The sequence below is a fragment of the Neobacillus driksii genome, from assembly GCF_013409995.1.
In the GTDB taxonomy this organism is placed as follows: domain Bacteria; phylum Bacillota; class Bacilli; order Bacillales; family Cytobacillaceae; genus Neobacillus; species Neobacillus driksii.
Map to the genome: position 1 here is coordinate 139,709 of NZ_JACCBX010000003.1, position 26,111 is coordinate 165,819.

Below are 26,111 nucleotides of genomic sequence, written 5' to 3' on the forward strand. Positions count from 1 at the left end.
AGAATTCGGAGTTATTTTTTGTTTGCCTGACGGCCGCTTTTTTTCTGGCTTTGTGACTTGGTGTTACCAATGGTATACTCTCCGCCAAGTTCAACATCATTTTTTTGGTCCTGCTTCTCAATCTCTTCACGTGTCAAATTTTTATTTTTCATGGTAATTACCCCCTTACCTAAAATGAACTGCCATTTTAGTATGCTCACATGGGGATAAAGTTATTTCAACCCATTATGCCAGCTGATTCCAAGCGTGTTTTCACCTGCGTGGACTCCAATAACCGCACCTAACGGACAGGGAATAACCTTTAACTCAGGATAAAGTCTTTCTAATTCCACTTTCCATTCATTTGCATGTTCCTGGTGTAATCCATATAAAAGATATACTTCTTTAAATTTATTTTTTTCATAAGAGGATTTAAAGTAGTCTAGAATCCTGTCCTTCGCCTTTTTATCACTTCTTACTTTTTCTTTTGTGTTAAGGGCGCCTTCTTCGATTGAAATGATGGGCTTTACATTAAGCATGCTTCCTAAGAAAAACTGTAAACCGGACATCCTTCCGCTGCGATGAAGCTGCTCTAAGCTTCCAATTAGAACATACGTCTCATTTGTTTTCTTTAATGATTCCAAATGATCCATGACAGATTCAACGCTATTACCTGCGTCCATTAATTCCATCCCTTTTTTTAATAAAGCCGTCATTGGTGCAGTTAGAATATGGGAATCAAAGGTTTTAACAGGAATATCAACAAGCTTTGCAGCCTGTTCACTTGAAGAGACAGTACCACTAAGCTTTCCTGATAATAGAACAGCTACAATTTGATCATAATTCTGTGAAAGTTTTTTGTATAATTCCTGAAAAACACCTACAGAGGGCTGTGAAGTTTTTGGGGGTGCCTTAACTTCTTTTAATCTAGCAAAAAGCTCGGCCGCCGTTAAATCAATTCCGTCTGCAAATTCTTCGCCATCTAATAAGATTGTTAATGGTATTGTATATAAATCAGGATGATTTCTTAATTCTTCATCTAAAAATGATGTACTGTCAGTTACCCATGCCGTTTTAACCAATGTTATCTCTCCTTAAAATTGGTATGAGGTCCTAATATCTAGTTAAAATAATGGTACCTTGAAATCGTTTTCTTGTAAACATACATATCGATAAAAAAACCAGCTAAATAGATAGCTGGTTGCAAACAGTTTAACTAAGGTTTATAAGGTAAGATTGTAAATGTTCAATGGTCTTAATCATAAAATCGATCATATCAACCAAATCATCCATTTGATCCTCGTTAATCAGTCTGGCGAATTCAATTGAAATAGAATTATGAATCAGTGATTTTGAAGGTGTATACGTTACAGATTGACTAATCTGTCTTGATTCCCCCCAAATATCAGTCATAATTTCTCGTATTTTTTTTAATTGTCCTTCATCGGTAATACCATAATGAAAAAATTGCAGCTTTATTGTGCATCCAGCATCTTTCTGTGACAAAGAATTTGGCAGTAACTCTGCAGCAAGGTTTATCAAATCTGCTTTTATTTCTAATTTAGCCGTCACGCTAGCTTGTTGAGATGAAGTTAGTTGAAAGTGAACATCAAAACTGCGTGACATTTTTGCCATATTGACGATGTCGTTCCGGTCCGTAATAACAATTTCTCCCGCTAAATCTAAATCATATAACGCCCCTTCAATAACTACTTTCATATTATCGAAAGCGGTAGGATCGAACATTCAAGTCACCTCAATTTATTAGAACAGCCCTAATGCCTTGCCCGTTTCGTCCACATCCATATTCAATGCTGCAGGTTTCTTCGGTAATCCCGGCATAGTCATTACTTCCCCGGTTAACGCAACAATAAAACCAGCACCAATTGATGGTTTGAACTCTCTTACATTAACGATAAAGTCAGTTGGTCTTCCTAATTTCGTTGGATCATCGGATAAGGAATATTGCGATTTTGCCATACAGATCGCTAAATTAGACCAGCCTAATTTTTCAAAGTCTAAGAGCTGCTTTTTAGCTTTCGTTGAGAATTCTACATCCTTACCGCCATATACCTTTTGAACAATCGTTCTGACTTTTGTTTCAATGGAGTCTGATACGTCATATAAAAGCTTAAAGTTATTTTGTTCTTTTTCGATTACAGATAACAATGTTTCTGCAAGCTCTACACCACCGGCACCTCCCTTTTCCCAGACCTCTGTTAAAGCAGCAGGCACACCCCCGCGCTTGCACCATTCTAGCAATGTCTGAACTTCAAGTTCTGTATCTGTGATAAATTTATTAATCGCTACCACCACTGGTAATCCAAAGGATTTGATTGTCTCGATATGCTTCTGCAGATTCGCCATGCCCAATGTTAAGGCAGCGATGTTTTCCTTTGCCAAATCTGCCCTTGTAACTCCGCCATGCATCTTTAATGCACGGATGGTTGCAACGATTACAACTGCCTCTGGTTTAATACCAGCACTTCTTGCTTTAATATGTAAAAACTTCTCTGCTCCTAAGTCAGCACCAAATCCGCCTTCTGTAATGACAAAGTCTGCCAGCTTTGCTGCTGCACGGGTGGCAATCACACTATTACAGCCATGAGCTATATTAGCGAAAGGTCCGCCATGTACGAGTGCAGGAGTGTGTTCAATCGTTTGCACGAGATTTGGCTTAACTGCATCCCTTAACAATAAAGTTAGAGCCCCCTCAACACCTAAATCCCCTACTGTAACAGGTTCCTTTTTATCGTTGTAGGCGACCACCATTCGGGCTAATCGCAATTTTAAATCCTGTAAGTCTGAAGCCAAACATAGAACGGCCATAATTTCTGATGCCACCGTAATATCAAAACCATCTTCTCGAGGCACTCCTTGAAGCGGCCCGCCAAGACCGATAATAACTTTTCTTAGTGCACGATCATTTAAGTCAACAGCGCGTTTCCAGACAATCCGCCGCTGATCAATTTTAAGCTCATTCCCTTGCTGTATATGGTTATCCAATAATGCAGCAAGAGCATTATTAGCTGTAGTAATTGCGTGCAAATCCCCGGTAAAATGCAGGTTTATGTCTTCCATTGGCAATACTTGTGAATAACCTCCTCCGGTAGCACCGCCTTTTATTCCCATTGTCGGACCCAATGATGGTTCGCGCATTGCAATCATTGCTTTCTTACCAATGCGTTTAAAGGCATCGCCAAGACCAACTGTTACCGTTGATTTCCCTTCGCCAGCAGGCGTTGGATTGATAGAGGTAACAAGGATAATTTTCCCACTTTCATTTGTTTCAATATTCCTAAGCGCTTCATACGAGATTTTTGCTTTGTACTTGCCATATAATTCGAGGTCATCTTCCTTTAAACCAATTGATTCAGCAATATCAACAATTGGCCTCATGGTCGATTCTTGTGCAATTTCAATGTCGGACTTAAATGATGTTTTCATTTGCAAAAATGATCCCCCGCATTCACTAGAATTTCTAACCTCTTTTATTGTATCAAATCACAGATTTATTTCGTGTATTAATACTCACAAAACTTTATTCTTTTCTGAAACTAAGATAATGTTTATAATGTTATAGACCAAATATTTAAAAAATACTATATAATTAACAGATTAGAAATAAGGGGGAGTGCACCTTGCCTATTAACATTCCAAAGCTGCTGCCTGCACGAGAAATACTCGAAAATGAGAATATTTTTGTTATGGACGATGAACGGGCCATCAGCCAGGATATCCGTCCTTTAAAACTTCTTATTCTCAATTTAATGCCTGAGAAGGAAAAAGCAGAAACGCAGCTATTAAGGCTATTGGGGAACAGCCCGCTGCAAGTAAACGTCAAATTTTTAAAAACGAATTCCTATGAATCTACCAACACCAGCAAACAGCACCTAGAACAATTCTATACCACTTTTTCAGAGGTCAAAAATCAAAAATATGATGGCATGATTATCACAGGTGCTCCAGTAGAACTGATGGAGTTTGAGCAAGTAAAGTATTGGGAAGAGCTTACAGAAATTATGGACTGGACAAAAACCAATGTCACCTCTACCCTGCATATTTGTTGGGGAGCTCAGGCCGCACTTTTTTATCATTATGGGATTGATAAATTTGAATTATCGCGTAAATGTTCGGGAATCTACGAGCATCAAATCTTCGAGAAAAATGATTTACTCTTACGCGGTTTTGATGATCATTTTTATGCTCCCCATTCTCGATATACAGATGTATCAATTGGGGAAATCCATTATAACCCTGAGCTTACGCTGTTAGCCGCGTCTGAGGAAGCGGGGGCACTGCTTATTGCCTCTAGGGATCGAAAACATGTGATGATAACAGGACATTTGGAATATGAATCAGATTCATTAGCACAGGAATACAATCGTGATATTAGCAGAGGGCTGCAAATTCATATCCCGGAAAATTATTTTCCTAACAATGATCCAACAAAACCGCCAATTAATCGCTGGCGTTCCCATGGACATTTATTCTTTTCAAACTGGCTCAACTACTACGTATACCAAGAAACTCCTTTCAATTGGGAGTAATAAAAGAAGCATCGGGGTAGACCGATGCTTCTTTTCTATGTATTTTATTGCTTTTTTTGTTAAATATCTATTCCCTCGTAGTTTATTTTTCGGGAATTTTAGAAAGAATATCGAGCAAAGGGGGGAAATGTTATGGAAACAGTAGTCGGCCTGCATCGAAACCATTTTGGTGATATTATTAGCTTTGTTACATCTGGAGGCCGGGTCATCTCCTATCAAAAAGCGTTAATGGAAGCATCAGTCGGTGTCATCCAAGGCATTCAAGCAGCCGAGGATCACGATGGGAAACTTGTTCTAAGCCCTGAGCAGGAACAATCCTTTGACCATTATCCAAACTTATTCTGATTCAAAAGGAAACATTGAAATGCTTCATAAAAGCCGATCATTGAAATTTCTTTATAAAAATAGTGATTATGAAGCCTTTTTTTATAGATTCCTTGATCAAATGGGTCTCATGAAGCGTTCATGGAGCCCTTTTTTGAAGTTTCCTTGATGAAATGGGTCTCATGAAGCGTTCATGGAGCCCTTTTTTGTAGTTCCCTTGACGAAATGGGTCTCATGAAGCATTCTTTACGAAAACAACAGTAAAGCACTTGGTTTCTACCAGGTGCTTAGTTTTATTCGGCTTCGTTTTGTTTCTGAATTTCTTTTAAAGCATCAATTCTGGTTTCATCTTCTTGAAAAAACTGAACGAGGTCAACGATTCTTTCAATCGAATCCCAGCTTAAGTGGTGCTCGATTCCTTCAACATCTTTATATATATTTTCATCTTTTACTCCGATGATTTTAAGAAATTGCTCCAGTAAATCATGTCTGAATACAAGGCGCTTTCCAATCTTATTCCCTTTAGTTGTTAAGCTGAAGCCTCTGTATTTTTCATAAACAAGATATTCATCTTTGTCTAGCTTTTGGACCATTTTTGTTACTGAGGAGGGATGAACAGATAATGCCTCTGCAATATCTGAAACTCGGGCGTATCCTTTTTCTTCAATTAACATATATATTTGCTCTATATAATCTTCCATACTCGGTGTTGGCATCCCTTACCTCCAAAAAAAATTACTCTCTTAAAAGTGTACTATAGATAAAAAATAGTGACAAGTTGAATTATAACTTTGTCACAGTTTTGGAACTCTGTTCTTCAAATAAAAACTTAACCCTCATCTCCTGTTCATCAAGAAAAAGCCTTGCATTAAACGTTTTATCTTTATTGGTAAAACCTTCAATTAACTCCGTTTTCCCTTCAGATAAAAGAAGTTTCACATTCTTTTGGGTAATGTTTTTTCCAAGAATTTTTTTAGATATCGTGAAATTACATTGGTTTTTTTGATAGTTAGAACACCCGTAAAAGCTGCCTTTATCGACAATGGAGCCGTCACACTTTTTACATTTGCCCAGCTTTGTACCGCCCTTACCCTTTGTCATCTTTTTACTAGGGGTAAAGTTTTCACGCACATCTTCTGAAAAGACCCAATTAGTAGAATGTCCCACTCCTGAAGAGATTAAGTGGGAGACCATTTTATTTGTTTGTTCCATAAAATTCTTTGGAGAAGCAGCGCCCTCTGATATTTCTTTTAATTTCTGCTCCCATTTGGCTGTCATTTCCGGGGAAGCAAGGATTTCCTGTCCAATGGCTTCAATTAAAATTCTAGCTTTTGCTGTCGCGTATACTAAGTTCTTGGTTACATCGATATATTTTCTATCCTTCAGCATGGTAATAATTCCAGCTCTCGTTGCCTCGGTACCTAACCCTTCCGTTTTGGACAAGATTTTCTCCATTTCCTTGTCCTCGATGTGCTTCCCTGCCGTCTTCATTAACGTAATTAACTGACCTTCTGTATAGCGTTTCGGCGGCTGTGTCTGGCTTTCTTTTACATCAACCTTTGCCGTACTTCCTTGTTCTCCTTTTGTTAGTTGTGGAAGAGCCGGTTCATCCTCTTTTTCCTTTTGGTTGATTACCTTCCGCCATCCTTCTTCGATTTGAACCTTACCTTTTGATTGAAAAACTGCCCGTCCATCTACTAAAGTTGTTACCGTTGTATATTCGGCAACGGCTTTTGGATAGTGTGCGGCTATTAAACTTGTAACAATGAGGTCGTAAAGTTTCTTTTCATCGGGATCAAGCCGGTCTATATTTGGAATTTGTTCGGTAGGAATAATCGCATAGTGGTCTGTTACCTTTTTTTCATTTACATACCGCTTGTTATCGGCAATTGATTCAATTGGCAGTGGAAAAAACTTATCATATCCACTAATATGACTTAATTTCGTAAGAATTTCTGGAAAAGTATTCGCTTCTTCTTTTGTTACATACCGCGAGTCCGAGCGGGGATACGAAACATTCCCTTTTTGGTATAGTTTCTGCAGCACATCTAACGTCTTCTTCGGTGAAAACTTAAATCGTTTATTTGCTTCGGCCTGAAGAGCAGAAAGATTATAGAGTAACGGTGGCAAAAACTCTTTTCTCTCCGATTGTACATCTGATACTTCTGCAGGTTTATCCCTGCAAAACGCGGCAACCTTCTCAGCCATTTCTTTTGTTTTTACTCGGGTTTCTCCATCATTCTGCCATTTACCGCTATATTTCTTGCCCTCAATATTAAAATGGGCAATGACTTCCCAGAAGGGTTCAGATTTAAAATTCTCGATCTCTAATTCTCTTTTTACAATAAGAGCCAATGTGGGGGTCTGTACCCTGCCAACTGAAAACACATCAGAAAAGCCTTGTTTTTGCAAAAGCAAGCTATAGAGTCTTGATGCGTTCATTCCAACTACCCAATCTGCACACGCTCGAGTGTATGCTTCATAATATAGATTTCTAGTATGATCTTCATCTAATAATTTATTAAAACCTTCACGTATTGAATTAGGTGTTAAAGAGGATATCCATAGACGTTTCATTGGCTTCCGGCAACCCGTAATCCGAAGAATATTACGGATGATTAATTCACCCTCACGCCCGGCGTCCCCTGCATGAATAATTTCTGTTACCGCTGGATTATTAACAAGCTTTTGGATAACGGAAAATTGTTTTATTTTATCCTTCGTCACTTCATATTGGAACTGAGCAGGTATCATTGGCAGATTATCTAATGACCATTTCTTCCATCCGGGTTCATATGCTTCGGGATTCACAAGCTGGCATAAATGACCAATTGCCCATGTGACGTATGCACCATTTGTAAACGTTTCGTTTGGAAAAATCTCAATAAATCCATTTTGTTTTTTATGTTTAAATATAGAAGCCAATGTTGAACCTTGGTCTGGCTTTTCGGCAATAATTAATTTCATTTTTTGATTGCTCCTTTTTAAAGCATCCAGCATTCATTTTCCCACTTCATTTGTCTATTTGTAAAGAATAAAAATATATCCATTACTAGACCAATAGATTTACTCATTATATAATAGAACTCTATTTGGTAAATTTTACATACATAACAAGAGGTACAAAAAGATGTTGAATTTTGAAAAGATTAATTCTTTAGCTGTAAGTTTATTAGAAAAAGCTCCAGGTTTTGCAATTTCAATATTCACTGATAGAGAGGTGATATTTCAGAAAGGATACGGAACTACAAACACCGAGGAACAAGGAGTTGACATCACTCCTGCTACTTTATTTCGAATTGGATCAGTCAGTAAAACGCTTACCGCAACATTAATCATAAAGCTTGTACAACAAGGTTTACTAGAATTAGATCGTCCGATAAAAGAGTATGTACCTGAGTTAAAGCTTAGTTTTCCTGGCGCTGTAGAAATCACCACTTTGCGTATGTTACTAACTCATACTGCAGGACTGCCTGATGGTGGTGACCTTTTTGGAAGCAGAGACAACGACGCTCTTGAGAAATATGTAAGAGAAGAGGTTCCTAATCTTTCTTTTGTTGCGCCGCCAAATACGATGTATTCATATGGAAACCATTCTATCAATCTTGCAGGATATGTTGCTGAAAGAGTTGCAGGAAAAAGGTTTGCTCAGCTCATGAATGATGAAATTTTCACCCCTCTTGAGATGTACAGAAGTATGTATGACCCGTTAAAAGCCATGACCTATCCTATAGCTCTACAACATGAAAAGTCAGACGATGGTTCCTTCAGAGTAGATCATTCATTTCCTGAAAACGCTGCCTGCCATGGTTCATTCTTCTGTATATCCAATACAGCAGACATGACTAATTTCGGACAGATGTATTTATCTTATGGAAGATACAATGGGAAAAAATTTCTAAGTAAAGAGTCATTTCAAGAGATATTTAGCTTGCAGGCTAATCGGTATACCCTACCAGAAAGCTCTATTGGATTGTGTTGGATTAAAGAATTCGATAAAGGGATTAACTATTGGTGGCATAGTGGCGGAATCGGTACTTACCGCTCGTTCATCGTCTTAATTCCAGAACATAATATCGGCGTTTTTACTGCTGCGAGCAATAATGTTGGATGGGAGATAGTCGAGGAAATTTTGGAGCAACTTGGATCACTTAGTGAAGAGAAACAATCATGGAGTGAACCGAATTTGGACATAATCGAAGCATCCTGCGGAAACTATTTAAGTGCTAAATCTGGATTACTCACTATCGACTTTAATCAGGATCCTTGTATCATTCATAATGGACGTAATTTTTCAATCCGTTCTTTGAAAGATGATCATATTGTTGGGGTCGAAGAAAATGAAAAGGTTCTGGTATCAATAGGATTAATAAATCACCCCGATTATTTAATGGTGAACGGGTCACCTAGTAAAAAAATTATAGAGCCATTAACAAAGCTGAATTCAGACACGATTACATCTTTTTTTGGGGATTATCAACAAGGAGAAATGGTATATACTTTTTATTTAGACGGAGACACACCAACTTTCTTTGATGGAGATGAAAAGCTGCCTTGTACGTATTTATTTGAAAATAAGTTTTTCTGTCCTGGTTATGGATTGTTAGAGTTTAATGAGGATAATCTTAAGATACAGAATGCATGGCAATTCGTAAAGCAATAAAATTTGTCTGTTTCATGACAAAAATGGGTGGTCACTTCTGACCACCTATTTCTATTCTTTATTGTATAAGTTTTAAGTTTGAATCCTGCATATACCAATTTTCTTCTGGAATAATGTTAGATACGGTTAAAATAAATGATGGAATTCTTTCAACGTCAAAAACGATCGCACCTATCTTCTTTGTAAACATAAGAAAGGCATCACCATGTGAATAAGATGATAAATCATTTCCGATTTGAAGCAATGACATCAGGACAACTTGTTTTTCTTCAGCTTCGATGTAAATTTGCGGCGAGAATCTTAAAATCCATTCATCTCCCTCAACCGAAAATCGGTACATACTCCTCACCCTTTATCAACCATTTTTATAAGAATATGAGGCTGTTAAAATTTTATGTTTAGATAGATTTATTAATTTTGAATATGCATGTTAATACAATTTACTGGGTAAAAAAGCGCTTACTTTCCTTGACTGCCCAAAAATATTCATGTATATTAAAAGCGTCATGTATCATTAATTGAATAGTATTTATATTATCTTTGTGGTCATGATAATATTTATCTTTGGCACTTTTCATAGGTGTCCTGAAAGGCTTAGGAGGAAATAGTAGATGCAAAACGGTAAAGTAAAATGGTTCAACAATGAAAAAGGTTTCGGTTTTATCGAAGTTGAAGGCGGAGACGATGTATTTGTACACTTCAGCGCAATCACTGGCGAAGGTTTCAAGTCTTTAGAAGAAGGCCAAGAAGTTTCTTTCGAAATCGTTGAAGGAAACCGTGGACCACAAGCTGCTAACGTAGTAAAACTATAATCATCAAACACAACCAAAGGCTGGCGTAAAACCCCAGCCTTTTTTCTTTTTTTCTCAGGCACCTAGATGGTAAATCCACATTGAACAATTCTACAGCTGAGAACTGCTATTCATGTCAGCCTTTTCCCATATTCTTGCAGCCTTTCCCCTACTGTACATTGTGAAATACAAAAGCGATGCGCAAACCTCCTGCCGCCTTCTTGTTTAAACTGCTGATGCACAAAGCAGCCATTACAATAATGAGCCAATAGGGTTTCAACATGATTAAACAGTTCTTTTCTGCTTGAATTTTTCATGAGATTACGGCACCCCGTTCTTAAATGATTTGTGTCTTCGCGAAAATTTCTTTCCCCTCTAACGCCTGTGTCGCCAATTTGTCTGCTTCTTTATTGTCATTCCTTGGAATAGGCGTGTACTTTGGTGTAAGAGATAGTGATTTAATTTTTTCTTCTATCCTATCGAGCCAGGCATTGAGTACGTCCTCATAACATGGCCATTCACCCTCCAACTGCTTTAACACGACCTGAGAATCTCCTTTGAATTCACACGGCAGATGATGAACACCTAATTCTTCTAAAATCGTTAATGCATAATAAAAAGCAGCGTATTCAGCTTCATTATTTGTTTCCATCTCATTGAACATCTCGTTCGCCCGGATACGATATTTCTTTTTCCCTTGTTTAAAGAAGATAACCACGCCAAGACCAGCAGTATTAGTTTCCTTTTGAAAACCACCATCAAAATAAACGGTAATTTCATGAGGGTCATCTTCAATTTCAGTGACTAGCTTTTTCAGCTCTTTTAAAATCCACGATGTACCTACTTCGTCATAAAAGTAGATATCACTTGCTTTTCCTAGTTTTTCAAGCTCTTCACCAGCTTGTATTGCCAAATCGGTTGATATCCAATCAGAAGTAAATTGTATTTTTTCATTTTTCCCCGTTTTATAATTCCATTCAAGTTTATATTTCATGATTTTCAACCTTCCTTAAAAAATTTCTGAGTTGAAAAGTAAGATTTACAGCTGGCACTTTCTTACAATATGTTAAAACATCTAATCTTAGCATACCCACATCAACAAAGTAGAAATAGGAAAAATATATTTCCTGCTTGTGTTAGATTATGATAAACTTTCAATTATTATGAAACTGGAGGGTCTGCTTTGATTGAGGTATATATCGACGGTGCCAGTGCTGGTAACCCAGGGCCAAGCGGTGCTGGAATATTTATTAAAGGGAATGGGACAGCGGAAAAATATTCTATTCCACTCGGAATAATGTCTAATCATGAGGCAGAATATCATGCCTTTATAAAAGCGCTAGAAATCTGCTTAGAAAAAGGTTATTCACATTCCCTTGTATCCTTTCGAACTGATTCAGATTTAGTAAATAAAGGTGTTGAGAAGGAATTTGTCAAAAACAAATTGTATGCCCCGTTACTGGATAAAGCATTACAACTTTCCAAACATTTTGATTTATTTTTTATGAAATGGATACCAAGCATTGAAAATAAAACAGCGGATGAATTAGCGCGTCTTGCAATCCGAAAAAATACATTGGAGGAAGAGTAATCTTCATGAGAAAGCCTATATTTGCAGATATTAGCTTATTATTCGTCACATTTATTTGGGGTACAACCTTTGTTCTTGTTCAAAATGCGATTAGTTTGCTCGATCCATTTTCCTTTAATGGAATCCGCTTTCTAGCTGCAGCAGTTATGCTTTTATTATGGCTATTTCTCTTTGAACGAAAGCAGATTGCTTTATTGAATTTAAAAATGCTGGCGTCCGGTTTATTTATTGGTTTCTGGCTATTCCTTGGCTACGCCACTCAAACCATCGGTTTATTATATACAACCACTTCTAAAGCCGGGTTCATTACTGGGTTAAGTGTCATCTTCGTCCCACTTTTTTCAATGTTTTTATTAAAACAATTTCCAAGCAGAAATGCCGTAATCGGAGTTTCGATTGCAACTGTTGGCTTATTTCTGCTGACAATGACTGATGTTTCGTCTTTAAATATCGGCGATGGTTTAGTGTTCATTTGTGCGATTAGCTTTGCTCTTCAAATTATATTCACGGGAAAGTTTTCGAACAAACATCCAACCTTATTGTTAACCGTAATACAAATTTCTACGGTGGCGGTTTTATCTATCCTTTCAGCGTTTATATTTGAAGATTGGAGAAAATCATTTAATGTAGAAATTTTACTTTCGAAGGATGTCATTGTTGCTTTAATGATCACCAGTGTGTTAGCTACGGCACTAGCTTTTTTGATTCAAACAAATTTTCAAAAATACACAACTGCCACAAGAGTGGCGTTAATATTCGCAATGGAGCCTGTATTTGCTGCGATTGCTGGTTATTACTGGGCTGATGAACGCTTATCTGTTAGTGCACTATTTGGCTGCCTTCTTATTTTTGCAGGAATGATTTTTGCAGAGCTTCCTGCAAATAAATTTCCTTTGCTTAGAAAAAACAAGAGCGTTCAAGGGTAAGAAAAAAATCCTCCTTTAATGGAGGATTTTTTTTACTTATATAGCCACTAATTCTCTTTCCTTAACAAACTTTAGGGCCGCATTTCTTGTTTGTATTTTGCTCGAAACAAGGGTTTCTAATAATGACACATAAAAGCTTCCATCAAAGGTTTTCTGGGCTTTTAATGTAATCTCTATTGCAGAATTAATTAATTCATCGGAAGCATTCGTGTAGTGTTTTCCGAAATAAATAAAACCGATTGCATCCTCTTGAAATTGAAAACCTTTTCCTTCCAAGTAATGCAAGTACTCATCAACTGTCCGCACTGGCTTCTCCATCCCTCTCCAAGCAATCTAAAACCATCTTCTATCCGATTTTAACTTAAAATTCGACATTTTTCTACTATTTTTTGTGCATAAATGCCCAACTACTCCTACTAATGCCCCAAGGAGCGCACCGCCGATTACTTCTTCAGGCTGATGTCCTAACATTTCCTTCAACTTTTTGGGAGATTCTTGTTCAAATTCTACACTTTCTTCTTTATCTACTTTTTCCATTAAATCATGCATGGAATTTACCTTTAAGGTAAGTTCACCCGTTTGCCGTCGAATACCTTGAGCGTCATACATAACAATCAGCCCGTAAACTAGGGAGAGGGCAAAATCAAATGTTGGCAGCCCGCGTTGTAAAGCAATATAGGTGGTTAGTGTAGAAACCCCCGCTGAATGGGAGCTTGGCATTCCACCCGTTTGGAAAAAGAGGTCTGGGCGCCATTCTTTCTTTTTATAGTAATGAATGGGGATCTTTAAGCCTTGTGCTAAAGCAATACTCGATAGGGCTAAATAAACACCTTTGTTCATTTATATCACCTCTTATCTTTATTGTTTAGAAAGTTGAGTTTTATTATTCTCACGTGGAAATACTAAAAAAATGGGAGGTGAACAGCGGTGAGTAAACACGGTTCAAGAAATCGCGGTGTCAAGGCACCTGGAGTGAATCCACAAGGTTATGGTCAGGATGCGGAAATGACAGAAGATCCTAAAAGTAAATTAGAAAATGCTGCTAAAAAAAGCAACACTAAATAAAAATGGAAAAGGCTGTCCCATCTTTGGGACAGCCTCTGGCTATAGGATCTAAACATTTACCCTTTGAATAAAGAAATATGTAATATATCCAATAAATCATATGTTAAAAAATCTTTTAGTATTGTTTCGAATTTGCGTGTTTATATCCTCAAATTTCATACCTTTGATTTCCGCTATTTTTTTAAGCGACTCCTTCATCATAAGAGGGTGTGTCCTTTTTCCCATAAATTGACCTTCAAAGGGCCATGGACCATCAGTTTCAACCATGATTTGATTAATCGGATAATTTTGAACTAAAGCGATGTTTTCAGGTTCTTCCATAGCAACCTCTGGAGTAACTGAAACAAAGTATCCGTTTGCCAGCATTCTCTCGGTTGTCCGTAGATCCCCTTTAAACCAGTGAAAATGAGCCTTAGGAACAGAATGCTTTTCGAGAAGATCACAAACAACCGGGGCATCAGAATAAACCGCATGAAGAGAGAGAGGCTTTTCCCATTTTTTTGCTAGATTCACAAATATTTCAAGCAATTCAATATAGCGGCCATAGTCTTTTTTTGTGACTTTATTTTCTGCCCTCATAAAAAAAGGCAGCCCTACTTCTCCTATAGCAACCATTTTGTCTTTGTTAACTCTCATCCAGTTTATGAGTTCATCAAGATCCTTTTCTGTTGGCAGTAGCTGCTCAGGGTGAAAACCAAATGCTGGTTTTACGATAGGAAATCGTTCCGATAAAACTAAATTCTTTTTACAGGAATCCAGATTCATCGAAACTGAAACCATGGCTTCAATGGCTTCGTTCTCCTCAGCTAGCGCAGCAATTTCAATGTCATCATATTGATCTAAATGAATATGTGCGTCTATTAGCTTCTCCATCGTTGTCACTTCCTTCGTTTTTTAATGAATAAGTAACAGTCCTCTTCCATTTTAGAAATTCCTCATCTAAAAACAAGCTTTCATCCCGCGGGCGGTTGAATGGGACCTCGAATTCTGCTGCCACTTTAGTTGGCTTTACGGATATCACAATGATCCTATCCGATAGAAATAATGCTTCTTCTATCGAATGAGTAACAAACAGCACGGTTCGACGATAATCCTCCCAAATCGAAAGAAGCCATTTTTGCATCTCTAATCTGGTTAATTCATCAAGAGCTGAAAAAGGCTCATCCAGACAAATGAGAGATTGGGGACTTAGCAGGGCTCGTATAAACGCGACACGCTGCTTCATTCCGCCGGAGAGCTCTTCCGGACGAGCATGCACATAATCAGCAAGACCGGCTTTATGAAGCATTTCGATCGCTTTATCACGGTCCTTTTTCCCCTGCAGTTCAGCTCCGAGCAATACATTTTGCAAAACAGTCCGCCAAGGCAAGAGGGAAGGGGTTTGTGGCATAAAACTAATCGAGCCGCGTTTCCCAATAATATTATTCCCTTCAAGCTGAATGATTCCTTTATCGGGAGTCATTATCCCGCCAATTAAGTTAAAGATTGTACTTTTTCCACTTCCGGATGGACCGATAATGGTAACAAACTCTTCTTTTTCAATCGAAAAAGATAAATCTGAAAGAACCTCATTTGGTCCAAAACTTTTTACAATGTGATCAACTAGTAAATGACTCACTCCACGTTGCCTCCTTTGCTTTGCCAACGAATGAAATACTTTTCGGCTGCAACTATAACTGCAAAAAATAAGAGACTTAATACCATAATCGATAGAATGGCAACGAATACCTTGTCTGTCCTAAATGAAGAAGACGCTAAGGTCATATAAACACCAATTCCTTTTTCCGCTCCGAGCCATTCAGAAATGACAGCCCCCATAACACTATAAGTTGCAGAAATTTTTAAGCCCGAAAAAATGGATGGGAGTGCATATGGCCATTCCAGCTTCCAAAACAATTGAGACTTGCCAGCCCCAGCCATCAACATATAATGTTTATGGGAATATGGAACTTGTTTAAAACCGTCTAAAGCTGCCACAGTGATTGGGAAAAAACAGGTTAGGGTAATTACAATTATTTTAGGTAATAATCCAAATCCAAACCATATGACGAGCAGGGGGGCGAGGACAATAATCGGAACATTTTGTGATAATATAAGCAACGGGTACACTGAGTCTCGGATCCAAGGGACCAAATGCAGCGAGACAGCAACAACCAATCCAACTGTCGTCCCTACCAAAAACCCCTCGACCGCAATTTTCGATGTTGAGACTAAATCTGGATAAAACGATGTCCAACCTGAAATAATCTCATTCAATATCATTGTAGGTGCCGGTAAGAGCCAATCAGGTACTTTCGTTATCTTTACAATGATCTCCCATAAAATGAACAAAAGAATGAGAACCGCAATCGGTCTCCATCCTTTTCTAATTAAAAAGTTCATCGATATTTTTCCGTCAGGGTTTCCAATGTAATACCTGTAGGCTGGTAAAGGACTTTTATTTGAGAAATCACATTTTTACTGCCCATTTCCATCATCCGTTCGTTCATTTTTTCAATGATTGAAAACAAATGGGATAACTCGCCTTCCATTGTCGTCTCTAACGGATGGACCTCATATTTTACCCCGGATTCATCGATCACTCGAATTGCTTCGTCCACATAAGGAATCACATCTCCACCATCAGACGGCTTTGGGATGATTTGTATACTGACTAGTGCATTTGCCATAATAACCACTCCTATTCAGGTAAGAATTCATTTGTAAAAGCTTTTTTAGCATCTAATTCTTTTTCAAGTAATCCATTTTCATACATCCAGGAAGCATAGTTCTCCCATACCTCAAGCTTTTGTTCACCCCAGCGTGATGCATCATCCTGGTATTTAGGCGCTAACCATTCTTGACTCTTTTTTACAAGCTCTGGATCTAAATCTGGCGCAGCCTTTAATAAGATATCTGCTGCATCACCTGGGTTTTCGATAGCAAATTCATACCCTTTAGCAGCTGCTTTTACAAATGCTTTTACCGTGTTAGGATTTTCTGAAATCATTTTTTCATTTGTTGTTAATACTGGGGTGTAATAATCTAGTTTTTCTGAGTAGTCTGTTAAATATACCATGTTTATCTTCTCACCGCGCAGCTCTGCCTCAACTCCGGTCCACCCATAATATATCCAAGCAAAATCAATATCTTTTTTAACCGCGGTAAAGAAATCCGTGTCTCCAATATTGATAATTTTCACCTTCTCAACATCGGCATTTTCTGTTTTCATTAATGAATCGATTACAGATTTTTCTGCAGGTGATCCCCAACCGCCATATGTTTTACCCGCAAAATCCTTTGGCGTAATAATGTTTTTATCTGCAGGGGAGGCGAATCCAGATGTATTATGCTGAATTACAGCCGCAATTGAGACAAGCGGGACACCTTGAATCCGAGCCTGTGTTACACCTTCTTGATAGCCAACTCCAAATTGTGATTTTCCGGACGCAACTAATTGGTCAGCACCCGTTTCACCCGGCATAATAATTTTGACATCAAGGCCTTCTTCTTTAAAATAACCTTTTTCCTTCGCAACATATAACCCTGTATGGTTCGTGTTTGGTGTCCAATCTAATACAACCGTAACTTTTTCTAGGCTCTTTTTATTCTCTTGCTCACTTCCCTGTGAATTTTCCTTTGTATTTGTACCACAGCCTGCAATTAATAAGACAGATAGTAACAAACTAAACCATGTCTTCAATCTCATCATCCTCTTTTATGTAATTTGCAGGAAAAAGGCCTGGATAACATTTCACGTTTTTTACTTAAAAGGACGTTTATAAAAATAAAAAAGCGCCCTAGTTTTAAGCATGGGCGCACACTAACAAAGATCCTTTTGTTAAATATGTTCCCTCCGCTGGTGTTAACCAGATCAGGTTCAAAGGGTCATTATCTCATGGATAACCTCTCAACCGGCAACACCGGCTCCCCTATTTTTTAGTCAATTTCCTATCATCATTTATATTATAATTGCATTTTAGCGATTATCCTATTAAAAAGCATTATCAATAGTTTTTTTCTCCGGAGTCACCAATATATCCTCACCAACGAAATTAAAGCCTATTTATTAATATTTCTCGCATTTTTCAATAAAGAAATGCCGACGGTTAATAAGTAAATGATACGGAAGGAGGCTGTCCCTAGTTGGGACAGCCTCGGGTTTTAGGAAACAAACGATGCTTCAAGCGGCAGCAGACGCTGCAAGCCGCGAAGTTCTAGTTCATTTAATTTATTCATAGCTTTTTCTTTCTCAATCTTCAAACCAGCTTCTGTAAGGTCACATGTCACAGGGACGTCACACTTAATCTCTGCAAGCATGCGTGATAAATGGAGCATTTCTAAATCCTGCTCAATTTTTGTTTTATGAGATTTTGAAAGACGGTCAAGATTGGATATGATCCCCTCTACATGCTCAAATTCCTTTAAAAGCTTAAGAGCCGTTTTTTCACCAATTCCCTTTACCCCAGGATAGTTGTCACTAGGATCTCCCATTAAAGCTTTTAAATCGATCATTTGGCGCGGTTTGATCCCTTTCTCCTCAAAGAAGGTATCAGGAGTATGAACAAGGTAATTCCCATAGCCTTTTTTCAATAATATGACCGAAATACTTTCATCCAAAAGCTGAAGGATATCCTGGTCTCCAGTTAAAATGGAAACATGTGCGTGCTCCTTAGCTTGAGAGGCAATTGTTCCGATACAGTCATCTGCTTCATAGCCCGCTAACCCAATGTTAGGGATGTCAAAAGCTGCCACTACTTCTTTAACTAAGTCAAATTGAGGGATTAACTCGATTGGTGCTTCACTCCGATTCCCTTTATAGGCGTCAAATAATTCGGAGCGAAATGTTTTACTGCCCATATCCCAGCAAACTGCCACGTGGGATGGTTTAAAAGAAGAAACGGCAGTAAATAAATGTTTAATAAAGCCGTGAATCCCATTCGTCGGAATCCCTTTTGAATTTATCATAAATTGACCTGTTACAGCGGTAGCATAAAAAGCACGAAATAACAGTGCCATTCCATCAACTAGCATAAGTGAAGGTTTTTGATTTTCCAATGTTTTGACCTCCGATCATTTAAAAACAACACGATTTCTATTATAGCATAAAAACCTACTCTATTTTGTTTTCTTGATAGGAAATCCAGTCGCTAAAACTTCCCAAGTAAAGTTTTACCTTTTCAAACCCTGCTTCCTTTAATGCTAGAAAATTGGGTGCAGCCGTAACGCCCGACCCACAGTAAACAATGATTTCTTTTTCAGGATTAATCTCTGAGAACCGTTGTTTTTGTATTTCTGACGGCTTATAATAGCCTGCATCGAGTCCCTCGAACCATGGCCTATTAATTGCGCCAGGAATCCGGCCGGCTTTTTTATCAATTGGTTCCTCTAAACCCATATAGCGTCTTTCTTCTCTCGAATCAATCAAGACTATGTTGGAATTCTGTCCATCCGCCGCTGCCTTAACTTCTGCCATACTTGCAAGCAGGTCATGATTAATAGCAGGCTGGAAGGTGGTTTTGTTAAAAGTTGGAACCTCTGATGTTACCGGGTAGTTACCTTCACGCCAGCCCTTAAAGCCACCATTCAAAACAAAAACTTTTTCATGTCCAAGGTATTGGAGCAGCCACAAAAACCTCGCAGCATACGCACCTTCACCCTGATCATAAGAGATTACTGTTGTGTTTTCATCAATACCTGCAAGTTCAAGTTTATGAATAAGCGCATCGAGGTCAGGCATTGGGTGCCGGCCGCCGTGTTCAGCGACCTCGCCTGATAAATCTACATTAAGATCAAAATAACAAGCACCAGGAATATGATTGTTTTCATACTCCTGTCTGCCTTTTTGAGGGTCGGCTAAAGAAAAAGTGCAGTCCACAATACGGACATTTTGCTCATTTAAGTTTTTTAACAGCCATTCTTTGTTGATTATTAGATTCATAGCCATCCCCCCAATGAATTAATACTTAGACTCTTCAAGTTTTTGGTATACTTCTTGTAATTTTTCGATGGATACCCCGCCATCTAAGGCGGTAAGAAGACTTAAATAAAAATTGTCTGCCTGCTGCTCTATTTCGGTGATTAATTGTTCAAATTGGCCGGACACAATACCGGAGTAATATTCTGCTAATTTTTGACCTTCAGATTTCAGATAATCATCCGCAGGGACATTTAAAACTTGATACAGCTCATCACTCATATGCTTCTTTTCATTTTTTTCAAAGAAGGATTTTGGATTTTTAAAATAAGACAGTGCTTTTGTAAACAGCTGTTTATTTAAATCACTGAAAGCTAAAGGAAACTCAATTTCCTCTTCATGTTTCATCTCAAAAGTTGAAAATGATAAGTCTTTATTTATTTCCTTCATGCTTCGAGTCAGGCCAGAATAATAATCCGCTAAAACTTTTCCAGCAAAAGAGTCTAGTCTGACTGTTGTTGCCCGGAGCTCCTGAGCGAAATCAAAGCCTAGACTTTCTAATAGCTCATCCAAAGCTGATTGTAACGCCTTCTTTAAATTTCTTCCGTCATCTCTTAACAAAGCAGGATTAAAGGATTCTTTAAAAAAGTCACCAAACCGGAGGAATACTCTTTGTTTAATATAGTAAAGAAGTTCTTCACCCTCCTGGGTTATTCTTTTTTGTAAACCATCTGGTATTTGCTTTTCTAGTAAAGCTTTAATCATCGCTTTTTGTTTTTCTATTTCCGCGCGTTTTTTTTCTTTAACGGATTGGTCTTCTTTTGAATTCTCAATTAGTTTTCCAACTATTTCATGCACACGGTTTAATTCGTTACCTGCTGATGTGAGAGCCATTTCCGTTAAATCATTTGAAATAAAATGATAGAAATCTCCTTCAAAATTCCCCATACCCGACTTTGCATCTGTGTTTGGTTCTAATTTTTCCTTTAGTGCCAGCAAACTAGATAATGGATAGAGGTGTGGTTTCCGGATCCCATATTTTATTAATTGCTCCGTTACATATTCTGCAACGGTTTCCTTCTCTTCCTCATTTTCAGCTAAGTCAATCGCATTAATAATAAAGAACATTTTATCGAGCTGAAAGGATTCCTTTACCCGGCCGAGCTGGATTAAAAACTCCCTGTCCGCTTTTGAAAAGGCATGGTTATAATACGTAACGAACAATATTGCGTCAGAATTCTTAATATAATCAAATGCTACTCCCGTATGGCGGGCATTAATCGAATCTGCCCCTGGTGTATCAACGAGGGTAATCCCTTTGCGAGTCAACTCACAATCATAGTAAAGCTCAATCCATTCAACAAAGCACGACTTTTCTTCCAGCGCCACGAAATCAGCAAATTCGTTTAAGTCCGTTTGCAGGACTGTTCCGAGTTGCTTTCCATGGAGGGGAAAGCCCTTTTTAAATGCCTGTAAAAATGCATAGTGTGTCTTTTCCGCTATTCCTTCCTGCCCTTTTTCAAGCATGACCTTATCTATTTCTTTTGCAGCGCCTTCTAAGGCAGATGTTTGCAGATCAAATAACTTCAAAGAACGGTTTACGTCCTCGAGTATGGCGCTTTCTTCCTTAAATTTGACCAGCACCGTGCCATGCGGATATTGATCGGTTACAGGCTTAATTTTATTAATCGCCGCAGTTGTCGGATTAGGCGATACAGGAAGTACCTTTTCCCCCATGAGAGCATTTGCAAAAGAAGACTTTCCGGCACTAAATGCTCCAAATAAAGCAACAGTAAATCCTTTGTGCGCCAATCTGTCAGCTTTGTCTTCTAATTCCTTCGCAAGCTTTTTAAAACCGGGCAGACTGTCAATAAGCTTTGCAGATTGATCTAATCGAGCAACCATACTTTGTAAATGACTTCTAGCTTTTTCTGTTTCATTTTTCTTGGTTACAGTGTTTTCTACCTGGGTTACAGATGGCAGCGGCTTGCTCTTCTGAACAGACTCTGTCTCCGGAAGAGACGTACCATGTACAACTTCAGCGTCCTCTTCCTCTTGCTGAAATATCAAGTGATTGTCAATGATGCTTTCTGTTGATTCAGTTAACAACCTGCCCACGGCAGCTTCTTTTCTTGCTGTTTCTTCTGCAAAATTAGTTTTTTCAGATAGTGCGCTTACGTATTTTTCCATACTTTTAAACTCTTCTTGATACACTTCGGTCAACGTTTTTGTTTTTGCTGCTAATACAGGCATGAGCGCATGTTTAAAATCTAGAACACCCTCGCGTGCTATTTTTTTAATGCCGTTCGCCAAGTCCTCTGTGTAATGAAGCACATATTCACCAGATAAACGGGCTCCCTGCTTAACTGTTTGAACAATTAAATCGAGCGGAACTTCGATAGAAAACGATTGTGCTTTATTTTGCAGCTCCTGTTCATCTAAACTATTGTTCTTTAGAATCGCGATTAGATATTCACGCAAGTGCCATTCAAGCTGTGATTTTGTTTTTTCCTGAAGGTCCTGGTACAGCCGCTCGAGCCGTGCATTCTTCTCCTCAAGTGTTTTTTGTTTGGAGAAAAGAAAACCTACCTTAAATTCTGGCTGTGCGGCTTCAAGAAAGCTTTCAGCTAATTCTCTTGTTTGAAAAGGCATTAAATAAGCATTGATTAAAATCTTTGTTATTTCTTGGTCCATTTCTTTTTCTGTTTCCTCGACGCCTTTTTCTAGAGTTTTTAGGTTTGTGCTCAGGGATTGATAGGTTTGTGTTAATTGCTGTTTTTCTTCCTCAGGCAGCTCATTTAATACTTCAAAAATTGGCTGAAGCTCTTCTTCCCTTTTATTACGTTCTTGATCAAGATGATCTTGTGCTATTTTCTTCAGTGAATGAAAAATGGACTGCTGTATTAGTTGGTCCTTATTCTGCAATTTTTGTGCAATAAATGTTTTTAGATCATTAAATTCATTTAGTTTATGATCTTGGTACTTTAATGACGTATAAAAGATACGCGCTGGCTTGACTCCCCATGCAGCAAATGAATCCGTGACGCTATCTTGAAATTGGCGGAATGTGAGTTCTTCGTCTTTATGCTTATCAACTTGATTAATAACGAGATAAACTTCTTTTCCTGCTTCCGTTAACTCTTTTGTGAATAAAAAGTTCAGCTCTGCTTGGACATGATTATAATCCATCACGTATAAAACTAAATCGGCCAGGTGAATAGCTGATTCTGTTGCGACCCTGTGTGCGTCATCTGCAGAATCGATTCCAGGAGTATCCATAATAACCGTATTAGGCGGCAACTGTGAGTCTGCATGGCTGATTTCGATTTCCTCAATTTGGTCGCCATCCTTGCAGTAATTCTTTACTAATTCATAATCGTATGGTGCCAAATACACCCGCGGCTTGTCATTTTTGAAAAAAACCTTCGCATATTCTTCACCTGACTTTACCTTTACAAGGTTCGCAGAGGTGGGAATCGGGCTCGATGGCAGCAAGTTTTCTCCGACCACTTTGTTAATCATCGTTGATTTTCCAGCTGAAAAGTGACCGCAAAATGCAATCATAAACTCCTTATTTTGCAGTTTCTTTGCTAACTGCTTTGTTTTTTCTGCGTTCTCCGTATCACCTTGTTCAATAAGATATTCATATAAAGCAAGGATCTTATTTTTAAGTGATAGAATGGTTTCTTGTGTAATTGCCGTTTGCACCATAGTCTTTTTCCCCTTGTTCACAACTTTGTAATATTTTATATTTTATACGATAATTCAAACTTTTCCTATCGTGAAAACTAAAATTGTTAACATAATATTCACGCATTCTTTTCTCCGCTCAGGTACTATTGAATTATTAGATAAGAAGGATGTGGAATATGGCATATAAGGAACGTTACGAGTCAGAGGAATTTAAGTTGTTTCGATCTTTGAACTATCGTATGGTATTACCAGTCAAAGAGAAAAATATTTATTTACAACTTGAAAAAGGTTACAAAGGTGAGGTGATGTTTGATCAATTATCTGAGGGACTGGACCCAAAAAATTCCTTATATTGAATGATTTACGACTGGAGACGAACTCTACAAATTTTCAAATGGATTCCTTTATCATTAGTCAAGGAATCCATTTCCCTTGTGAAATAAAAAATTTTGAAGGTGACTATTATTATAAACCTGATCAGTTTTTTACCATGAATCATACTGAGATTCAGAATCCGCTAGATCAAATCAAAAGAAGCGACACCCTGCTTCGGCAAGTCTTTCAGAAGAAAAAATACTCGATTACTATAAAATCAAATGTCTTCTTTGTTAATTCTGCCTTCACCCTCTATCAGGCACCATTGGAGAAGCCAATATTATATCCCACACAACTCACTCGCTATTTTGAAGAATTAAATGCTAGATCTTCTATATTAAATGACAACCACTATAAACTTGCTGATGAATTAGTGAAGGAACATAAACCGAGTTCACCCTATACGCGAGTACCACCGTATACCTATGAAAATTTGAAAAAAGGGCTTATTTGTGGTTCATGTTATTCCTATGAGATTTTGCCTGGTGAGAATGTACTAATATGTAATACTTGTGGTCGTCAAGAAAAGGTAGAAGATGCGATATTGCGGTCTGTGAGGGAACTTCAGTTACTGTTTCCCGATATAAAAATCACCACTAATTTGGTTTTCGAATGGTGTAAAGTGATTGGCTCTAAGAAACAGATTAGACGGGTATTGAAAAAGAACTATACTAAAATTGGAAATAGGCATTGTACATACTATATCTAAAGTAAGTTTTAAATAACTATCAAGCGGAGTGACCACCCAGCCGTTTAATTTGATTTTTGGTCACTCCATGCTTTCTGCATTGACCCAAACGCTTTTTCTTCATGCTCTTCGGTCACTCCAGACCCCCTGCATTGACCCAAACGCTTTTTCTTCATGCTCTTCGGTCACTCCAGCCCCCCTGCATTTACCCAAATGCTTTTTCTTCATGCTCTTCGGTCACTCCAGGCCTCCTGCATTGACCCAAACGCTTTTTCTTCATGCTCTTCGGTCACTCCAGGCCTGTTGCATTGACCCAAAAGCTTTTTCTTCATGCGCTTCGGTCACTCCAGACCCCCTGCATTGACCCAAACGCTTTTTCTTCATGCTCTTCGGTCACTCCAGACCCCCTGCATTGACCCAAATGCTTTTTCTTCATGCTCTTCGGTCACTCCAGGCCTCCTGCATTGACCCATACGCTTTTTTTTCATGCGCTTCGGTCACTCCAGATCTCCTGCATTGACCCATACGCTTTTTCTTCATGCTCTTCGGTAACTCCAGACCTCCTGCATTGATCCAAAAGCTTTTACTTCATGCGCTTCGGTCACTCCAGACCTCCTGCATTGATCCAAACGCTTTTTCTTCATGCGCTTCGGTCACTCCAGACCTCCTGCATTGACCCAAACAATTTTTCTTCATGCTCTTCGGTCACTCCAGATCTCCTGGATTAACCCAAACGCTTTATCTTTATACTCTTCGGTCACTCCAGGCTCAAAAAAACAAGCCAAGGATACCATCCTTGGCTTACTCTCGTTATATCGTTAATGAGTTACATTTTTTAAGACGTGCTTCATGACAAATGCGTATATGATTACCGTTCCACCTACTAAAGCAAAAGCCATAGTAACACCTTCCTATCCGCTCAATTGTGATGAGAATGATTTTCATTCTACTTTAAAAATAGAATATCACAGCTGATAATCATTTTCAATACACCTAAGTTAATTGTCATATTTATTTAACAATTTTGGGAAAAACCGATTACAACTTCCTAAGCTGCTTTCATATTCAGTTAGTTCCCGCAGCGCTTTTTCCTCCGCAGGGATTCTGATTGACAGCATAAGTATATTTAATATCGTAAACAAACCTGCCGTGATGTAAGCACCGAACATCAATGGTACGATCAAAAGTTCAATCGAGACAACCAAATAATTGGGATGTTTGATAAAACGGTATGGACCTCTTCTAACAACTTCAACGTTGGGTAAAACAATAATTTTGGTATTCCAGTAACGTCCTAGTGATGTAATTGCCCAAATTCTAATCAGCTGCGTACAAAAAAACAGTACTGCCAACAATGGCCAAAAAGCTGACAACTCACGAGAAAAGGTAATTTTCTCAAATAGTAAGACACCAAAAAACAAAGAATGCATCAGCACAATAAATTGATAATGCTTTAAACCAAACTCTCTCGCACCCTGTTCCTTCATCCATTTCTCATTTCTTCGAGCAATCACCAGCTCAAGTAAACGTTGAATAATCATACCAGAAATAAATATTAAAAAAGGAATCA

Annotated in this window: 29 protein-coding genes and 1 riboswitch; of the genes, 9 read left to right on the plus strand and 20 right to left on the minus strand. The window is 38.2% G+C overall.

All coding sequences use genetic code 11. The annotated features are described in order from the left end of the window. Nucleotides 1–11: 11 nt before the first annotated feature. From F4694_RS06915 to F4694_RS06930, 4 genes are all read right to left on the minus strand, one after another. The gene (locus F4694_RS06915) at nt 12–152 is read right to left on the minus strand and encodes a hypothetical protein (protein ID WP_179596239.1); all 141 of its coding nucleotides are present in this window, start codon (nt 150–152) and stop codon (nt 12–14) included. A 60-nt stretch (nt 153–212) separates the two neighbouring features. Beyond that, nucleotides 213–1,061, minus strand: a complete 849-nt coding sequence (locus F4694_RS06920) for a DegV family protein (protein ID WP_179596241.1) — start codon at nt 1,059–1,061, stop codon at nt 213–215. A gap of 130 nt (nt 1,062–1,191) precedes the next feature. Then, on the minus strand, nt 1,192–1,725 hold the full coding sequence (locus F4694_RS06925; RefSeq protein ID WP_179596243.1) for a hypothetical protein: 534 nt from the start codon (nt 1,723–1,725) through the stop codon (nt 1,192–1,194). 18 nt (nt 1,726–1,743) lie between these two features. Continuing rightward, complete coding sequence (locus tag F4694_RS06930; protein WP_374757413.1) at nt 1,744–3,432, minus strand: formate--tetrahydrofolate ligase; 1,689 nt, start codon at nt 3,430–3,432, stop codon at nt 1,744–1,746. A gap of 188 nt (nt 3,433–3,620) precedes the next feature. Between F4694_RS06930 and metA the strand changes: the two genes are divergently transcribed. Both metA and F4694_RS06940 read left to right on the plus strand, forming a co-directional pair. Then, nucleotides 3,621–4,529, plus strand: a complete 909-nt coding sequence (metA, locus tag F4694_RS06935) for a homoserine O-acetyltransferase MetA (RefSeq protein WP_179596246.1) — start codon at nt 3,621–3,623, stop codon at nt 4,527–4,529. Nucleotides 4,530–4,661: 132 nt separating this feature from the next. After that, nucleotides 4,662–4,874, plus strand: a complete 213-nt coding sequence (locus F4694_RS06940) for a DUF3892 domain-containing protein (RefSeq protein WP_179596248.1) — start codon at nt 4,662–4,664, stop codon at nt 4,872–4,874. Between the two features lie 272 nt (nt 4,875–5,146). Here the strand turns inward: F4694_RS06940 and mntR are convergent, their stop codons facing one another. After that, the gene (gene mntR, locus F4694_RS06945; RefSeq protein WP_179596250.1) at nt 5,147–5,569 is read right to left on the minus strand and encodes a transcriptional regulator MntR; all 423 of its coding nucleotides are present in this window, start codon (nt 5,567–5,569) and stop codon (nt 5,147–5,149) included. Nucleotides 5,570–5,636: 67 nt separating this feature from the next. After that, nucleotides 5,637–7,820, minus strand: coding sequence for a DNA topoisomerase III (locus F4694_RS06950; protein WP_179596252.1), 2,184 nt, complete (start codon nt 7,818–7,820; stop codon nt 5,637–5,639). Between the two features lie 163 nt (nt 7,821–7,983). Here F4694_RS06950 and F4694_RS06955 point away from each other — a divergent pair, with 163 nt between their 5' ends. Continuing rightward, nucleotides 7,984–9,516 carry a serine hydrolase domain-containing protein gene (locus F4694_RS06955; RefSeq protein ID WP_179596254.1) on the plus strand — a complete coding sequence of 511 codons (1,533 nt, stop codon included), beginning with the start codon at nt 7,984–7,986 and terminating at the stop codon, nt 9,514–9,516. Nucleotides 9,517–9,574: 58 nt separating this feature from the next. Here the strand turns inward: F4694_RS06955 and F4694_RS06960 are convergent, their stop codons facing one another. Next, nucleotides 9,575–9,856, minus strand: coding sequence for a hypothetical protein (locus F4694_RS06960; protein WP_179596256.1), 282 nt, complete (start codon nt 9,854–9,856; stop codon nt 9,575–9,577). A 271-nt stretch (nt 9,857–10,127) separates the two neighbouring features. On the opposite strand from F4694_RS06960, the gene cspD reads away from it, so the two are divergent. Beyond that, nucleotides 10,128–10,328, plus strand: a complete 201-nt coding sequence (cspD, locus tag F4694_RS06965; protein ID WP_026563856.1) for a cold-shock protein CspD — start codon at nt 10,128–10,130, stop codon at nt 10,326–10,328. 110 nt (nt 10,329–10,438) lie between these two features. Here cspD and F4694_RS06970 read toward each other — a convergent pair whose 3' ends face one another. Further along, nucleotides 10,439–10,624 carry a zinc-finger domain-containing protein gene (locus F4694_RS06970; protein ID WP_179596258.1) on the minus strand — a complete coding sequence of 62 codons (186 nt, stop codon included), beginning with the start codon at nt 10,622–10,624 and terminating at the stop codon, nt 10,439–10,441. Between the two features lie 20 nt (nt 10,625–10,644). After that, complete coding sequence (locus F4694_RS06975; RefSeq protein WP_179596259.1) at nt 10,645–11,301, minus strand: reverse transcriptase-like protein; 657 nt, start codon at nt 11,299–11,301, stop codon at nt 10,645–10,647. A 189-nt stretch (nt 11,302–11,490) separates the two neighbouring features. On the opposite strand from F4694_RS06975, the gene F4694_RS06980 reads away from it, so the two are divergent. Together F4694_RS06980 and F4694_RS06985 are read left to right on the plus strand one after the other, a co-directional pair. After that, nucleotides 11,491–11,898, plus strand: coding sequence for a reverse transcriptase-like protein (locus F4694_RS06980; protein ID WP_179596261.1), 408 nt, complete (start codon nt 11,491–11,493; stop codon nt 11,896–11,898). A 5-nt stretch (nt 11,899–11,903) separates the two neighbouring features. Beyond that, nucleotides 11,904–12,824 (plus strand): DMT family transporter, encoded by a 921-nt coding sequence (locus F4694_RS06985; protein WP_179596263.1) that lies wholly within the window; start codon nt 11,904–11,906, stop codon nt 12,822–12,824. A 36-nt stretch (nt 12,825–12,860) separates the two neighbouring features. Here F4694_RS06985 and F4694_RS06990 read toward each other — a convergent pair whose 3' ends face one another. Further along, entirely contained in the window at nt 12,861–13,142 is a 282-nt protein-coding gene (locus tag F4694_RS06990; protein WP_218895556.1) for a DUF6123 family protein, read from the minus strand. A gap of 15 nt (nt 13,143–13,157) precedes the next feature. Next, a complete protein-coding gene (locus tag F4694_RS06995; RefSeq protein ID WP_179596265.1) occupies nt 13,158–13,664 on the minus strand; it encodes a divergent PAP2 family protein in 507 nt (168 codons plus the stop codon). 87 nt (nt 13,665–13,751) lie between these two features. Here F4694_RS06995 and sspL point away from each other — a divergent pair, with 87 nt between their 5' ends. Beyond that, nucleotides 13,752–13,889, plus strand: a complete 138-nt coding sequence (sspL, locus tag F4694_RS07000) for a small, acid-soluble spore protein L (protein WP_034674074.1) — start codon at nt 13,752–13,754, stop codon at nt 13,887–13,889. A gap of 96 nt (nt 13,890–13,985) precedes the next feature. On the opposite strand, the gene F4694_RS07005 is transcribed toward sspL, so the two are convergent. From F4694_RS07005 to F4694_RS07040, 8 genes are all read right to left on the minus strand, one after another. After that, the gene (locus F4694_RS07005) at nt 13,986–14,762 is read right to left on the minus strand and encodes a TatD family hydrolase (protein WP_179596267.1); all 777 of its coding nucleotides are present in this window, start codon (nt 14,760–14,762) and stop codon (nt 13,986–13,988) included. Further along, complete coding sequence (locus F4694_RS07010) at nt 14,719–15,507, minus strand: ABC transporter ATP-binding protein (protein ID WP_179596269.1); 789 nt, start codon at nt 15,505–15,507, stop codon at nt 14,719–14,721. The genes F4694_RS07005 and F4694_RS07010 overlap by 44 nt, the downstream gene beginning before the upstream one ends. Beyond that, nucleotides 15,504–16,271, minus strand: coding sequence for an ABC transporter permease (locus tag F4694_RS07015; protein ID WP_179596271.1), 768 nt, complete (start codon nt 16,269–16,271; stop codon nt 15,504–15,506). Before F4694_RS07015 ends, F4694_RS07010 begins: the two co-directional genes overlap by 4 nt. After that, nucleotides 16,268–16,558, minus strand: coding sequence for a thiamine-binding protein (locus F4694_RS07020; RefSeq protein ID WP_179596273.1), 291 nt, complete (start codon nt 16,556–16,558; stop codon nt 16,268–16,270). The genes F4694_RS07015 and F4694_RS07020 overlap by 4 nt, the downstream gene beginning before the upstream one ends. Nucleotides 16,559–16,569: 11 nt before the next feature. Beyond that, a complete protein-coding gene (locus F4694_RS07025; RefSeq protein WP_179596275.1) occupies nt 16,570–17,571 on the minus strand; it encodes an ABC transporter substrate-binding protein in 1,002 nt (333 codons plus the stop codon). Nucleotides 17,572–17,700: 129 nt separating this feature from the next. Further along, nucleotides 17,701–17,812, minus strand: a riboswitch (TPP riboswitch). Between the two features lie 220 nt (nt 17,813–18,032). Further along, nucleotides 18,033–18,926, minus strand: coding sequence for a 5'-3' exonuclease (locus tag F4694_RS07030; RefSeq protein ID WP_179596277.1), 894 nt, complete (start codon nt 18,924–18,926; stop codon nt 18,033–18,035). Between the two features lie 55 nt (nt 18,927–18,981). Continuing rightward, on the minus strand, nt 18,982–19,809 hold the full coding sequence (locus tag F4694_RS07035; RefSeq protein ID WP_179596279.1) for a sulfurtransferase: 828 nt from the start codon (nt 19,807–19,809) through the stop codon (nt 18,982–18,984). An 18-nt stretch (nt 19,810–19,827) separates the two neighbouring features. Further along, nucleotides 19,828–23,496: a dynamin family protein gene (locus F4694_RS07040; protein WP_179596281.1), complete on the minus strand. Its 3,669-nt coding sequence runs from the start codon at nt 23,494–23,496 to the stop codon at nt 19,828–19,830. A gap of 158 nt (nt 23,497–23,654) precedes the next feature. Here F4694_RS07040 and F4694_RS07045 point away from each other — a divergent pair, with 158 nt between their 5' ends. Next, complete coding sequence (locus F4694_RS07045) at nt 23,655–23,834, plus strand: hypothetical protein (RefSeq protein WP_179596283.1); 180 nt, start codon at nt 23,655–23,657, stop codon at nt 23,832–23,834. Nucleotides 23,835–23,872: 38 nt separating this feature from the next. After that, a complete protein-coding gene (locus tag F4694_RS07050) occupies nt 23,873–24,562 on the plus strand; it encodes a nuclease-related domain-containing protein (RefSeq protein ID WP_257029165.1) in 690 nt (229 codons plus the stop codon). Nucleotides 24,563–25,539: 977 nt separating this feature from the next. Here the strand turns inward: F4694_RS07050 and F4694_RS07055 are convergent. Continuing rightward, complete coding sequence (locus F4694_RS07055; RefSeq protein WP_374757421.1) at nt 25,540–26,109, minus strand: isoprenylcysteine carboxyl methyltransferase family protein; 570 nt, start codon at nt 26,107–26,109, stop codon at nt 25,540–25,542. Nucleotides 26,110–26,111: the final 2 nt, after the last annotated feature.